Annotated in this window: 9 protein-coding genes and 2 pseudogenes; 6 read left to right on the top strand and 5 right to left on the bottom strand. The window is 52.5% G+C overall.

Annotation, left to right across the window (positions count from 1 at the left end; genetic code table 11):
- Positions 1–467: 467 nt before the first annotated feature.
- Positions 468–1,709, bottom strand: coding sequence for a glycosyltransferase (locus ACM1PF_RS33010; protein ID WP_416670666.1), 1,242 nt, complete (start codon positions 1,707–1,709; stop codon positions 468–470).
- 200 nt (positions 1,710–1,909) lie between these two features.
- On the opposite strand from ACM1PF_RS33010, the gene ACM1PF_RS33005 reads away from it, so the two are divergent.
- From ACM1PF_RS33005 to argG, 5 genes are all read left to right on the top strand, one after another.
- The gene (locus ACM1PF_RS33005) at positions 1,910–2,440 is read left to right on the top strand and encodes a hypothetical protein (protein ID WP_416670665.1); all 531 of its coding nucleotides are present in this window, start codon (positions 1,910–1,912) and stop codon (positions 2,438–2,440) included.
- A gap of 187 nt (positions 2,441–2,627) precedes the next feature.
- Positions 2,628–4,553 (top strand): tRNA uridine-5-carboxymethylaminomethyl(34) synthesis enzyme MnmG, encoded by a 1,926-nt coding sequence (gene mnmG / locus ACM1PF_RS33000; protein ID WP_416670663.1) that lies wholly within the window; start codon positions 2,628–2,630, stop codon positions 4,551–4,553.
- Positions 4,554–4,576: 23 nt separating this feature from the next.
- A complete protein-coding gene (locus ACM1PF_RS32995) occupies positions 4,577–4,822 on the top strand; it encodes a DUF4926 domain-containing protein (RefSeq protein WP_416670661.1) in 246 nt (81 codons plus the stop codon).
- A 121-nt stretch (positions 4,823–4,943) separates the two neighbouring features.
- Positions 4,944–6,755, top strand: coding sequence for an ABC transporter ATP-binding protein/permease (locus ACM1PF_RS32990; RefSeq protein ID WP_416670660.1), 1,812 nt, complete (start codon positions 4,944–4,946; stop codon positions 6,753–6,755).
- A gap of 176 nt (positions 6,756–6,931) precedes the next feature.
- Complete coding sequence (gene argG, locus ACM1PF_RS32985) at positions 6,932–8,170, top strand: argininosuccinate synthase (protein WP_416670658.1); 1,239 nt, start codon at positions 6,932–6,934, stop codon at positions 8,168–8,170.
- A 234-nt stretch (positions 8,171–8,404) separates the two neighbouring features.
- Here argG and pyk read toward each other — a convergent pair.
- A pseudogene (gene pyk / locus ACM1PF_RS32980) lies at positions 8,405–9,825 on the bottom strand (pyruvate kinase).
- A gap of 110 nt (positions 9,826–9,935) precedes the next feature.
- A complete protein-coding gene (locus ACM1PF_RS32975) occupies positions 9,936–10,862 on the bottom strand; it encodes an alpha/beta fold hydrolase (protein ID WP_416670657.1) in 927 nt (308 codons plus the stop codon).
- A 275-nt stretch (positions 10,863–11,137) separates the two neighbouring features.
- Here ACM1PF_RS32975 and ACM1PF_RS32970 point away from each other — a divergent pair, with 275 nt between their 5' ends.
- A complete protein-coding gene (locus tag ACM1PF_RS32970) occupies positions 11,138–11,956 on the top strand; it encodes a GumC family protein (protein ID WP_416670656.1) in 819 nt (272 codons plus the stop codon).
- Here the strand turns inward: ACM1PF_RS32970 and ACM1PF_RS32965 are convergent.
- Positions 11,892–13,855: pseudogene (locus ACM1PF_RS32965) on the bottom strand (acetate--CoA ligase family protein); the annotation flags it as partial. The gene ACM1PF_RS32970 and the pseudogene ACM1PF_RS32965 overlap by 65 nt on opposite strands.
- A gap of 233 nt (positions 13,856–14,088) precedes the next feature.
- Complete coding sequence (locus ACM1PF_RS32960; RefSeq protein WP_416670655.1) at positions 14,089–14,799, bottom strand: hypothetical protein; 711 nt, start codon at positions 14,797–14,799, stop codon at positions 14,089–14,091.
- Positions 14,800–14,938: the final 139 nt, after the last annotated feature.

Below are 14,938 nucleotides of genomic sequence, written 5' to 3'. Positions count from 1 at the left end.
ACTCCAAACAGTAAACATTCAGGCTTCAAGCAATCCAACGGTAGTGCACCCAATCACTGGTAGATCTTCACCCTACAGGACAATTTCAACAAGATGCACCCGGAATGTAAAAAGAAATACGCCTTTAAAGCGGTACATCCTGAATGTTACCTATACTAAAGACTTCATGACAAAGATCAGCGTTCTCTTAATAAAAGAAGATATCTCGCAATGGTTAGCAAACTATTAGCAAGCTACGGAGAGCTGGTGAAATTGATGATACTTCTACCCGTAATTATGACTGAACTCAGCCTAATAAAGAGTGATAAGGCTTACAAAATTTACTTTCATTCACCTGGTATTCCCTCCGTTTACATCAGCACAAAATGGGCACGGTTTATCTCAACAGGTTCAGATACATATCCCCTGAATTAGATACGCATACTTGGACAATTTGGCTCACTGGCACACGAGAATTTTAACATAACTTAAATATCCTGAAATCCCAGTTCCCGCAATCCTTGCCGCAGGCGGGCCGCTTCCTGGGGATTGTGCTGCTGATGGAGATCGATCGCCCGTTTAAATGCCTGCATCCCTTCAGCCGATTGTTCCAGCTTTAACAAAACGACCCCCAGGTTTTGGTAGGCTTCTGCATAGTTGGGATTGAAGTCGATCGCCTTTTGGTATTGCCCTGCCGCTGCCGTCAGTTGCCCCATTGCTTTCAGCACCATGCCCAGGTTGTAGTGAACGGTGACAAAGGTTGGATCAATTTCTAAGCAAGCTTCATAGGCTCCCTTCGCACCATTTAGATCACCCTTCGTTTGCAGGAGGGTTCCCAGATTGTTGTAGGCTCCCAGCTTGAGTTGATTCAACACGGGCTGCTGTACAGCTAATCGATAGTGCTGCTCCGCCTGGGCGGGTTGGCGAATCCGGCTGTAGGCCAGTCCCAGGTGATAGTGCAGTTCAAACAGCAGGGGCGCGTTGGCGGTGCTGAACAGTCCAGTGTAAAGGGCGCGGGGGGAACTGTCGGGGGTCAGGACGGTTTGCAGACCTTGTTCTAACAGCTTGATGCCGCGATCGCAGTCTCCCTTTTGCACATACAATGCCCCCAACTTGCTACAGGCGTAGGGATCCGTGGGGTGAGCTTTAAGAAAAGTCGTCATGGACGTCTCCGCCATTTCTAACTTGTTGCGGCTGGCGATCGTCCCAGGTTGATAGCCGTAGTGGAGAATGGCCACCTTGGGCAGTTCAATAATTCGCCATTGAGATTCTTGCTTCAGCAGGTCGGTAACGCTGTCATCGACGATCGCGTGGTAGGGGCGGGTAAAGTGAATTCGATCGTGTTTGCGAAACAGCCGCGACACCAGGGAATAGGGAGATTGAACGGCTCCAATTTCCTTGCGGACAAGATTCACCACCAGGGCATTTGGCTCCTGCATCGCCTGCTGCATGAAGGGAACCACATCTTTGGCAAGTCGCTCATCCGCATCCAGCACCAGGATCCAATCCCCGCTGGCGTACTTTAAGCTCTCATTGCGGGCGGCTGAAAAGTCGTTATTCCAGGCAAAATGCTCAACCTGAGCACCCAGGGACTGGGCGATCGCCACTGTTTCATCGCTGGAACCCGTATCCAGCACAATCATTTCGTCTACAACATCTTTGACGCTTTCTAAACACTGAGGCAGGCTTTTGGCCTCATCTTTGACGATTATGCAGAGGCTTAAACGCATAGATTTATTAGGAATTTATTAGGAGATGTGAACCGTCCGAATCTCCCATTCAAGATACAGGACAAGCGGGAGGAGAGAAAGATGGCACACCCGATCCGCTCTAGCGATTGGCACTCGATCGCCCTGAATCCCAGCGCAAAGGTGTTATCAATACAGTAGTACTCCTGGATTTAAGTTCTATCGGGTTGAGTTCTATGGTGATGACTTCTCCTCAATGGCGGCGATCGCTCCATCGCGCAATCACATTCACCAGCGTTTCTCTGGGCATGATCCTGGGTGGCTGCTCAAATGTGATCACCACCGACTATGAAGCAACGGCTTTAGTCACCTATACCTGGCAGGTGGAATACGCGCCCAATCCCGATAAACCGATTCGCAATCGCCGCGAGCAGTTTGCCTCCACTTCGCTGGCCAATCGCAATGGGGTGCGGCCGCTGGATGCGGTGAGTGGGCCCGATAACCAGGGCTTGTGGTGGCCAGCCGTTCCACCCCGGCCAACGATCGATGAAATGGAAGACCGCAGACGATCCTCCGATGAGGAAATGCGATCGCCTCAGTTGATCCGCAGTGTGGACTATACCATTACCTATGATGCCAATGGGCAGAGGGTGACTGCTCCAACCAACCACTCCGTCTATCGGCAGGTGGTCAGGGCCCATGCAGACCAGCGACCGTTGGAATTAACCGTTGCCCCGAATGAACGCTTTGTGACGAAGGCTGATCCCCGTTAGGAAAGCAAATTTAATCACCTGAAGTTCTTGTGGGGTGGGCAGCGTTTCGACTGAGCTCAAGCCGAAGTCTTGCCTGCCCTATCAACACAGTAGAGCACTGTACAGGTGATTTAATCCATGATCCTTAGTCTCTGGCTGCCACGCTCTAATATAGGTATTAGGTATGAAGCTGCTGCAATAGAGAGTTATGACGTTGCGATCGTCTGTCAATTTCCAGTCTGTCGAGTTCCAGGATGAGTTTGATGTCATTGTCGTAGGTGCAGGGCACTCCGGCTGTGAGGCGGCTTTGGCGGCGGCTCGGTTGGGCTGTAAGACGCTGATGCTAACCCTGAATCTGGACAAAATCGCCTGGCAACCCTGCAATCCAGCCGTAGGTGGCCCGGCCAAATCGCAGTTGACCCATGAAGTGGATGCCCTGGGGGGTGAAATTGGCAAGATGGCCGATCGCACCTATTTGCAGAAGCGGGTACTCAACATCTCCCGTGGCCCGGCGGTGTGGGCGTTGCGGGCCCAGACGGACAAACGGGAATATGCAGCCGTGATGCGGCGGATCGTGGAAAATCAGGAGCATCTGTCGGTGCGGGAAGGCATGGCGACGGATCTGGTTCTGGGCAAAAACGATGAGGTGATTGGGGTTCAGACCTATTTTGGCGTGGCCTTTGGCTGTAAGGCGGTGGTGTTGACCACAGGAACCTTCCTGGGTGGAATTATCTGGGTGGGCAACAAGTCAATGGCGGCGGGTCGAGCCGGTGAGTTTGCAGCGGTGGGATTAACTGAAACGCTAAACCGCCTGGGCTTTGAAACGGGTCGCCTGAAGACGGGAACGCCAGCCAGGGTAGATCGGCGATCGGTGGATTACAGTCAGATGGAGGAACAGCCTGGGGATGTAGACACTCGCTGGTTTAGTTTTGATCCAGAGGTTTGGGTGGAGCGGGAACAGATGCCCTGTTATCTCACTCGCACTACGGCAGAAACCCATCGGCTCATACGGGAAAATTTGCATTTGTCTCCAGTCTATGGTGGCTGGGTGGATGCCAAGGGGCCGCGCTACTGCCCCAGCATTGAAGATAAGATTGTCCGGTTTGCCGATAAGGAATCCCACCAAATTTTTATTGAACCAGAAGGACGAGATATTCCTGAGCTTTACATTCAGGGGTTCTCTACGGGTTTGCCTGAAAATCTACAACTGCAAATGCTGCGATCGCTGCCAGGGATGGAGAACTGCGTCATGCTGCGTCCTGCCTATGCCGTGGAGTATGATTATTTGCCTGCGACCCAGTGTTATCCGACGATGATGACCAAAAAGATTGAAGGGCTATTCTGTGCTGGACAGATTAACGGCACAACGGGATATGAGGAAGCCGCAGCCCAGGGGATTGTCGCCGGAATCAATGCGGCACGGTTGGCGAAGAGTCAGGAGATGATTATTTTTCCACGAGAGCAGAGTTATATCGGAACGCTCTTGGATGATCTCTGCACCAAAGATCTGCGGGAACCCTACCGTATGCTGACCTCTCGATCGGAATACCGATTGCTCTTGCGATCGGATAATGCCGATCAGCGATTGACTCCCCTGGGGCGAGAAATCGGATTGATTGACGATCGCCGTTGGGAGTTGTTCCAACACAAGCAGGCGAATATTGCAGCAGAAAAAGAGCGATTGCATACGACACGCATTAAAGAACGAGATCCGATCGGCGTTCAGATTGCGGCGGAAACGAATCAAGCCATTAAGGGATCCATTACCCTGGCGGATTTACTCCGTCGTCCAGGATTCCACTACGAACACCTCGATCGCCACGGGTTAGGTCAACCCGATTTAAACCGAGCCGAGCGGGAAGGTGCGGAAATCGACATCAAGTACGCTGGCTATCTGCAACGGCAGCAAAATCAGATCGATCAAATTGCCCGCCATGCCAATCGTCCCCTTCCATCTGATCTGGACTATGCTGCGATCGATACCCTTTCCAAGGAAGCCCGCGAGAAGTTAGCCAAGGTTAGACCTCTGACGATCGGTCAGGCAGCTCGTACGGGGGGGGTTAACCCTGCTGATGTGAATGCGCTATTGGTGTATTTGGAAATCAAGGCTCGCAAGTCATTGATTCAGGCTTAATGACCAGACAAGGAGAGGGAGTGATGGCGTTCGAGTTGTTTACAAAAGTAGCTTTGCAGGAAGATTTTCCAAAATATCACCTACATCGCGGGGATATTGCTACCGTTGTGGAGCACCATCCTGTGACTCAGGGGGAGGATGGATATAGCCTGGAAGTGTTCAATGCCATTGGGGAGACGATCGCAGTTTTAGTTGTCTCTGAATCTCAGATTGAACCATTGATGAGGAATGAGGTATTGCGAATTCGAGTCCTGGATGAAGCAGTTTAAAGCTAGAAAGCGGAAGGCGGAAGGTATCCCGGGTTACGTCTGGAGGAATCGCAACCACTGCCCCCTGCTGGCTCTGTTACCATTGCACCATGATTTTTATTTTCTTTAACTTCATGCTGCCATGAGTCGAGCCGATCGTCCTGTTGTTGAACGTTTTAGCCGTGTCGATCGCCGCCTGTTGAGGCAATTCTGGGCGATCGCCAAGCTGTACTGGTTTTCGGAGGAACGGTGGAAAGCGCGGGGAGTGTTGGCCCTGCTGCTGGTTTTGCTCATCTCCTTTACCGCCATGAACGCGGTACTGAATTTCGTTGGACGCGATTTTTTCACTGCCCTGTCTGAGCGCAACGTGCCAGAGTTTTACCGGATGGTCTGGATTTATTTTGGCGTGTTTGTGGTGGCAATTCCAGTCAGCGTATTTTATGTCTATGTGCGCGACAAGCTGGGACTGTACTGGCGACAATGGTTGACGAAATACTTTCTCGATCGCTATTTCCACAACCGCGCCTATTATGATGTGAATGCCATCAGTGCGATCGACAACCCCGACCAGCGGATTTCCGAAGATATTCGCGCCTTCACGGTAGACAGTCTGCGGTTTCTGACGTTGATTGTGTTTTCCACCAGTCAACTGATCGCCTTTTCGGGCATTCTCTGGTCGATTTCGGTGCCATTGGTGCTGGTGCTGATTGCCTACGCAGCCGTGGGAACCATCGGGACAGTCTGGTTTGGGAAACGGTTGATTGGCTTGAACTACAACCAGCTACGACGAGAAGCCGACTTCCGCTACGGACTGGTTCATGTCCGGGACAATGCCGAGTCGATCGCCTTTTACCGAGGGGAAGGACAGGAATCTAATCAGGTGAAACGTCGCTTTTCTGAGGCGATTCGCAACTTTGATTTCTTGATTGGCTGGCAGCGAAACCTGAATTTCTTCACCACGGGCTACGACTATCTGATTATCGTCCTGCCGTTTCTGGTGATGGCTCCCCTATACTTTGCCGAACAGGTGGAGTTTGGAGTAGTCACCCAGGCGAACAGTGCCTTTAGCCAGGTCTTGAGTGCCGTATCGGTGATCGTGGTGCAGTTTGAATCCCTCAGTGCCTTCGCGGCAGGCATTCGCCGACTGGCTGCTTTCTCTGAGGCTCTCGATACTCTGGCGGACGAACAACCCCAGCGCGATCCCGTCACCGATACTGCTCTCCCCACGATCGATGCTGAAACTGACTCTCGCCTGGCGATCGAAAACCTGACCCTGCTGACTCCCAACCGCCAGCGTACCCTGGTTCAAGACCTGTCCATGTCTCTGCAACCGGGAGAGGGGCTGCTAATTGTGGGTCAAAGTGGCGTAGGGAAAAGCTCCCTGCTGCGGGCGATCGCCGGACTCTGGAAAGCGGGAACTGGCAAAATTGTTTGTCCTGAATCAAGCGAAATGCTGTTTTTGCCCCAGCGGCCCTACATGATTCTGGGAACCCTGCGGGAACAGTTGCTATATCCCAATACGGATGCTCAAGTGGATAATGATACCTTCATGCAGGTTCTGGAGCAGGTCAACCTGGCCGATCTACCCGATCGCGTTTCTGGCTTTGATACGGAACTGGACTGGAGTAATCTTCTCTCCCTGGGAGAACAACAGCGGTTGGCGATCGCCCGGATGCTGCTGACCCGTCCCCGCTACGCGATTTTGGATGAAGCAACGAGCGCGTTAGATCTGAAAAACGAGCTACTGGTCTACCAGAAAATTAGAGAAACGGCTGCCATCTATGTCAGCGTCGGCCATCGGGCCAGCCTGCTGCGCTACCACGAGCATGTCCTGAAGTTGGAGAGTGAGAATCGGTGGGAGATTCTTTCTACAGAGCAGTTTGTGGAGGGCATGAAAGCCGATGTGGATGCGGATATGAGCCTGGATACGGATATGAGCCTGACGGCTGGATGATTCGATGGGTAAGGTGGGCAATGCCCACCTACAAAACTGCAAAACCTGTCTACTCCGCATTCTCACGAAGCTTGAACAAAATCTGTAGAACTGCCAACAGGATTGGTTCAAGTTTGGTTAGATAATGAAGCTTTGACATCAGAAAAGCCAGCGGACGGTTACAGGAGAATTGGCCTATGAAAGCGCAAGATCTCAAGGGAAAAACGATCGCCTTTGCCGGGTCGGGGGGGTTGGATAGCTGCACCATTACCCGATGGTTGACGGATCAGGGGGTGAATGTGGTCTGCTTCACGGCAGATTTGGGGCAGCCCGATGAGGACGATGTGGAGGCGATCCGAGAACGGATGTTGCAGGCGGGAGCAGTGGATTTTGTCCTGTTGCCCTGTCGGGAGGCGATCGCGGAGATTGGCGTGGATGTGATTCAAGCGCAGGCGTGCTACGAAGGTCGCTACTGGAATACGACGGGGATTGCGCGCTGTGTGCTGTCCAAAGCCATGATTGCAGCGATGCAGGAGCGAGGACTGACTATCTTCAGTCATGGAGCCACGGGTCGCGGTAATGATCAGGTGCGGTTCCAACTGATCACCAACATGCTGGCCCCTGAGTTTGAGGTCTATGCCCCCTGGCGAGATGAATCCTTTTTAGCGCGGTTCCCTGGACGGACGGAAATGATTGACTTTTGCCAGGAGAAAGGGCTATCGATTACCGCCTCCAAGGATAAGCCCTACTCCACCGATGCCAACCTGCTGGGACTGACCCACGAATCTGGGATGCTGGAATCCCTCACCACTCCAGCCCAATTTGTTAAACCGATCATGGGCTGCTATCCAGCCGATGCGCCGGATCAGGCAAAGGAATTATCCATTCGGTTTGAAAAGGGTCGTCCGGTGGCGGTGAATGGTCAACCGTTAGATCTGGTGGCAGTCTTCGAGCAGGTAAATGCGATCGGCGGAGAGTACGGGATTGGAATTGGGACGCATCTGGTGGAGAACCGTTTTGTGGGGATCAAGTCTCGCGGAGTTTACGAAAGTCCGGGGGTAGAAATCCTGGGAACCTGCTATGCTTACCTGCTGCAACTGATTCTCGATCGCCGCGCCCGCGAGTTTTATGATCAGCTTTCTCTGCTGATCGCCAAGCAAATTTACCAGGGCTACTGGTACGATCTGGCAACCCACATGGCCCGGCAGGCGATCGACTGTACGGCAGAACTGGCCACGGGAACTATTACCATTTCGCTCTACAAGGGAACCCTCTCCTTTGTTGGCGCAACGGATGTGCCCCACATTCTCTATTCTGAAGAGAATGCTTCGATGGAAGGGGTGGGCGATTATAACCACTCAGATTCTGAAGGGTTACTGCGTGTGTTCGGTGTGAGTGCGCGGGTGCTGGCGACGAGTGGACAGGTGAAGGGATAGACTTGATGCACCAATAGACTTGCTCCGAATGGCACTATATTAAGGAATGCAAATTTAATAACCTGAAATTCTTGTGGGGTGGGCATCTTGCCCGCCCAGTCAACAAGGCAGAATGATTACAGGTTATTTGATCCACGATCCTAAGGCGGGTGGACAATGCCCGCCCTCCGAGCAATCAAGGGTTCAGGATTCATAATTGCTGATGTCAGTGCCATTCGGTTTTCCATCCGGGGTCTACCCCATCGTATGAACTTTCAAAAAGTTAGTTCCGCCTGCGGTTCGCATCGGGATTCCTCCCATAATTAAAATGCGATCGCCGGGGATGGCAAGCTGATGTTCAACTAAGTAGAGTTCTGCTTGCTGGACGGCTTCCTCAAAGGTATCCACTTCGCGCTCGATCAGTAAGGGCTTGACTCCCCAAACCAGGTTCAGTTGGTGATACACCTTTGGATTCGGCGTAATGGCAACGACCGTTGCTCTGGGGCGTTCTGCCGCAGCCAGGCGAGCAGTGTATCCCGTACTGGTAAAGGCAACAATTAAGCGCAAATTGAGCGTGTCGTCGATCGCATTCAGAGCCTCGCTGAGGGCATGGGTTTCGTCGGATTTGGCCGGCGGATTATTAACAAACCGTAGTCCCTTCTCTACTTCAGTCGCAATTCGGGCCATCATGGCGACGGACTGCACTGGATAACCGCCCACTGCTGATTCTCCCGACAGCATAATGGCATCCGTTCCATCAACGATCGCATTGGCCACATCACTGGCTTCTGCCCGCGTCGGACGAGAATTCTGGATCATGCTCTCCAGCATTTGAGTGGCGGTAATGACGGGAATGCCGATCTGATTACAGCGACGAATGATGTGCTTTTGCAGCATAGGAACCCGCTCTGGGGGCAACTCCACACCTAAATCCCCCCGGGCCACCATGATTCCATCGCATTCGGGTAGAATCTCCTCCAGGTTTTCGATCGCCTGGGGTTTTTCAATTTTTGCCAGCACGGGCGTTTCCGATTTACCCTGTTCCGCCAGCAATGCTCGCAGGGCCCGCACATCTTCACCGCGTCGGACAAAGCTCAAGGAAATCCAATCCACCCCCTGCGCCAATCCGAACTTCAGATCATCCACATCCTTTTCCGTCATGGAGGGTAATCGCAAGTTCAGCGTCGGCAAATTGACTCCCTTCCGGCTCTTTAACAGCCCCCCCTTGACCACCTGGCAATGCACTGTGTCGCCTTCCACTTCCTTGACATTTAGCTCCAGCAAGCCATCATCTAACAGAATTTGCGTACCCGGAATCGCTTCCTCCGATAGATAGGGGTAGTCGATCGAAACCGTATTCGGCTGATGATCAAACGCATGGGTGGGGACGAGAGACAGTACATCTCCTTCATCCAAGGGCAGTCCACCGTTCAGCATTTCGCCAACGCGGATCTTGGTCCTTGCAAGTCTTGCAGAATTGTCACAGGCATGGCTAACTCTTCAGACACCTGACGAATCATGGCAACAGTTTGGGCATGATCCTCGTAGCTGCCGTGGGAAAAGTTGAGCCGGGCGACGTTCATGCCAGCCCGCACCATTTGCTTCAATATATCGGGCGATCGACTGGCGGGGCCAATAGTAGCGACAATCTTAGTGCGGTGGGTGTAAAGCTGCATACGCAAGTCACCGTAAAAAGTTCCTCATCGTCAAGATATACAGTCTGATCGTTAAGAACAGTTTAGCCTGTACATATTTTGCAAAATTTTAGCAGTGATGTGCAGGACAGCTAGGATTGAGAACGGGAGTGGACTTGTTGGACGATCCAGTTTTGTACTAGCGCATTGACCTGATCGGGGATTTCATCCTGCGGACAATGACCCGCCCCTGCCAACGGAACAAAGTCTTGCACACAGGAAAACTCTGCCAACTCTCGTCCCAGGGCGATCGGTTCCCACGGATCATCCGTCCCCCAGAGGATGAGGACTGGACAGGTCAGTTGCTCCAGTAAATCTTCAGGTAAGGGCCCCTGGGAATACCGGGTGAATGCCAAAAAGACATCCACTGCACCGGGATCCGCAGCAGGATTGAGAATCAGATTGACCAGCTCATCCGTCACAGCTTCCGGATTTTTATAAGCTTGAAGTAGAATCTTCCGCACAGTCTTCGGTTTGGCGATCATTTTGAAAAACGTATGTCCCAGCCAGCGAATACCCAAAAGACTCTGCAAGACTGGCGCACCTGCACTGCGATACCACGGTAACTGACTGCGTCTTCGATCATGCAACAACCGCAAGGAACAATTAATCAATACAACACCCTGCACCCCCTCAGGAGAATCCACCGCCGCCTGCATCGCCGCGATACAGCCGATCGAATTTCCCACTAAAAAGACGGGTTCCCCCACCACCTCTCGACAAAAATCACTAATTTGCTGTCCCCAGGTTTCAAAGGTGTAACTTATGCTACTTTTTCCAGGCACAGGCTTTGCTGATCCACCGAAGCCAATTAGATCGATCGCATACACCCGAAAATTCTCTGACAAGCCGGGAATATTTTTGCGCCAATGACCCCAGGATGCCCCAAAACCGTGGATTAAGACGATCGGTGTTCCTGTTTCTCCTTGGTGTTGGTAGCAGATGGGAAAACCGCGCCACGTCCAGGTTTGGGGGACATTCAAGGGTGAACAGGAGGTGGATGAGGATGAAGATGACATAAGGGAAAGTTCGCGGATTACACGGAGAAATTCACACAAAATTTACAGAATCTATCACGATTTTAATTGAGTTTATGTCGAGGCTGCCCCTATACTGCTGATTAAATCAGGTGTGTTATGCAAAGTGCGGTTATTTGACTAGCTCTTTCGTTTCGTTGACAGGCAAGAGTTGTTTGCAGCAGGTCAATGCTTGCTCTCAGAGCTTATGTGAGTTGAACTGAGTTTGACTCCGAAATCAGTATATTTAGTTACCCTCTGAATTGAGGTCGGTATCTATGGAGTCTAGAGACTACATTGAAGAAATTGATCTGCAAAAATATTGGTTAGTCATTAAGCGTCGCTGGCTGCCAGCATTGGGTGTCTTTGGAGCTGTTTTGACGCTTGCATCACTCTATGCACTTTCTCGCAGGCCAACTTATCAAGCGGCTGGGCAACTGTTGTTCAGATCAAACCGGACTTCTGCATTGACAGGATTAGCAGAAGAAATCGGACGACTTGAAGCTTTAGGGCTTAACAACAATCCTCTGGACACCCAGGCCCAGATCGTTAGTTCTACGCCAATCCTTCAGGAAACCATTAATTCTCTGAGTTTGCGGGATGATGAGGGGGCTTTGTTAAAACCGGAAGACTTAAATCGAAACCTTGAAGTTCGGGGAATACCGGGAACAGATGTTCTAAGAATTGCTTACAAATCGGAGGATCCTGAGTTAGCTGCTTCAGTCGTGAATCGCTTGATGGAGATTTATCTCCAGGAGAATGTGCAGTCTAACCGGGCGGAAACCGCAGCGGCACGGGAATTCATCGCTTCTCAACTACCCCGAACTGAGTCCGCGGTTCAGGAAGCAGATCGGGCACTGCGACGCTTTCGGGAGCAAAACAATATTATTGTTCTGGAGGAGGAGGCTTCTGCGGCGGTCAATATCATTGCAACCCTGGAACAGCAAATTGCCCAAGCTCAGTCGCAGTTGGTTGAAGCAACGGCACGAGTGCAGGAATTGCAGGCGCGAGTTGGGCTTGACCCCCGACAGGCAGTTGTCCCCCTGTCCCAAACAGCAGCACCGAGCCAAATTGCGGATCAAAACTGCTGCCGATGATTAGCTCATAGCCTGCCAACTTCAGCATGGGTTGCACCGTGACTCCGCCAAAATGCTCCACGCCAACCTTTTGAGACACTGAACCTTCGATCGCCCGATAGGCTTTTCGCACCGTTTCCGGATCCGGCAGGTTCAGTCGCACTCCCCCCACATCGGTCTTATGAGTAATGGTTTGGGAGAACAGCTTTAAGACGACTGGATAGCCAATTTCATCCGCCAATTCCACCGCCCGATCCTCAGTCACCGCCACTCGCGTATCCACCACTGGAATACCGTAGGCAGACAACAACCGCTTGGATTCGTACTCTGTCAGGAGGGTTCGCCCCGCCGATCGCACCGACTGAATCAACTGCTCGGCCAGTTGGCGATTTTCCTGGTCTTCTACGCCCGATAAGGACGGTGTTTCATACAATCCCCGCAGGTTGTAGCTATAGTGCCACATATAGTTGAAGACCTGAGCGGCAGTGTCTGGAAAGGGAAAGGTGAAGATTCCCGCCTGGTTCAAAACCGCTTCCCCCTCTGCCACTTCCCGCCCCCCCATCCAACTGGCCAGCAGGGTCTTGGTGTGGGGTTGAACACGAGGGGTTGAGGCCGTAAAGGACACGAACTGAGGATTTTTAGCCTTTGCGGCTGCCTGAGACTGAACCCAATCCGTCAGTTTCATAGCCGTGGCAGTGGGATCGGTCATGGACTGGGGGGTAAGGATCACCAGCAAGCCATCACTATTGGGATCTTGGGCGATGATGTCGATCGCCTGGGCATAGCGATCGGGGTCGGCATCCCCCAAAATATCCACCGGGTTATGGTGACTCCAGTGGGGCGGCAGAATTTCATTTAGGGCAGCGATCGTGGGTTCTGAAAGTTCAGCCAGTTCACCGCCACCGCCCATCAAGGCATCCGTAGCAATCACACCGGGACCACCCGCGTTGGTTAAGATGGTCAACCGTCGTCCCCTGGGTCGGGGTTCCTTGGACAACACCTCTGCCATGTTGAACAGGTCGTCGATCCGATTCACCCGCAACACGCCGCATCGCCGGAAGGCGGCATCCAGGACATCATCGCTACTGGCCAGTGCCCCTGTATGGGACGCTGCGGCCTGGGCGGCCGCCGCCGTTCGTCCGGCTTTAATCACAATAATCGGCTTCGTCAGAGCCACCTCCCGCGCCGCCGAGAGAAACGATCGCGCCTCCCCGATCGACTCCATATAAATCACAATGCTCTGGGTGTGGGGATCAGCTCCCAGGTAGTCAATCAAATCTCCCCAGTTCACATCCAGCATGGAACCGATCGAGACAAAGGCACTGAAGCCGACGTTTTCTCGCAAACTCCAGTCCAGAATGGAAGTACAAAGGGCCCCACTCTGACTGATAAAGGCAACGTTTCCCGGTTGGGCCGTGGTACTGGCAAAGGTGGCATTTAACCCGGTGTGAGGACTCATGATCCCCAGGCAGTTGGGCCAATAATCCGCATCCTGCCCCGTCGCGCTTCAGCTAAAACCTGTTGTTCCAGGGCAATGCCTGCCGCGCCAATTTCCCTAAATCCAGCCGAAATAATAATGGCCCCCTTCACCCCCGCCTCCACACAATCGCGGATCACATTCGGCACCGTTGCGGCAGGTGTCACTACGATCGCCAGGTCAACTAACTCTGGTACATCGCTAATGCGGGGATAGGCTTTGATGCCCAACACGCTATGCCGGTGGGGATTGACGGGATAGACCGTTCCACCAAAAGGACTTTGAATTAAATTCCATAACACGGTTCGCCCCACACTGCCCGATCGCTCCGTCGCTCCAATCACAGCAACGGTTTGGGGCGCAAAAATGGCATCTAACGATCGAGCACCCTGGCGCAGAATATCATTGACGGGATCAGTTATCCGGGGAGATGAAGTCTGCATGGTTTAGAAAAAATCACAACAAGGGCAGGATGAAAGTCCAAGCACGAAGAACCAACAATTTTGGAGAGAACTCGCCATTATTATGACTTTCCCCCTCTGAACCGAGGCAAAATTTCAAGTTGTCTACTGGATCGGCAAGGGAAGAGGGAAGAGGGAAGAGGGAAGAGGGAAGAGGGAAGAGGGAAGAGGGAAGAGGGAAGTATGAAAAGGGAAATCTAAAATCCAAAATTCTCTCAAAAAGGTCGATCGCTGCGTTCGTACAAATAGATTAATGCTTCGGCGTAAACCTTACCCTCTGGTGTATGAATCTCCAGGTAGGCGTTCGTTTCATCGGGCCGGGCACTATCGCGGTAGAGCACATAGGTGTAGTCGCCGTTGGGGAAGATCAGTTGGCGAGCGGTGTCCTGATCCTCGTTCGTCAGCCAAATCTCACTGCCGTCTGCTTTGGTGCGTCCCAGATAGTATTTCGGCATCCAGGGATCAAATTCAGCGGAACAGATTTGCACGATGTAATTCGTACTTTCTGCCAGGGCATAGGGGCCAGTATCCGTGGGACAGTCGGCAATCAGGCGATCGAGGGAGACATTCCGAATGTTGTCGCGGATGGTCACCTGTCCCGTGCTGGGCAGCGGTGAAGTCGGTTCGTAATCGCGCTCCAGGGTCAGGGCTTCATCGTTCGATCGCGGGGTTGGGTTCAGATCCGTATCAATGACTGCCGGAGTGGTTGGATTCGGTGAGGGTTGAGACTCAGAAGACTCAGCATGGGTAGAAAACCCAGGAGATTCATTTGTGTCTAAAGCCCTGAGAGACTCCTGGGCGATCGGATCAGACAGGACATCGGCGGTAGATTGGGGGGAGGCAGTGGGTTGGGAGCGGTTAAGGGTGCCACACCCCGCCAGCAAGAGCACCAGCACTCCGCCCAGGCAAAATATTTTTAGTTTCATAACGATTCAGGAACTTATAACGCCATGTTGGGCGAGCGACCCACCCCTTGCCCCTCCCAAGAGGGGAATGTCCGAAATCCCCTGGAAGGGTTTTAGGGGACTCCAGCCCCCTCCAAACTGTCCGAAAATCCCCTCCTGG

This window comes from Egbenema bharatensis FJBBOT/2019, from assembly GCF_048077055.1.
Lineage (GTDB): Bacteria > Cyanobacteriota > Cyanobacteriia > Elainellales > Elainellaceae > Egbenema > Egbenema bharatensis.
The sequence above is the reverse complement of the archived record's forward strand: the minus strand, read 5'-3'. Positions and strand labels throughout refer to the sequence as shown.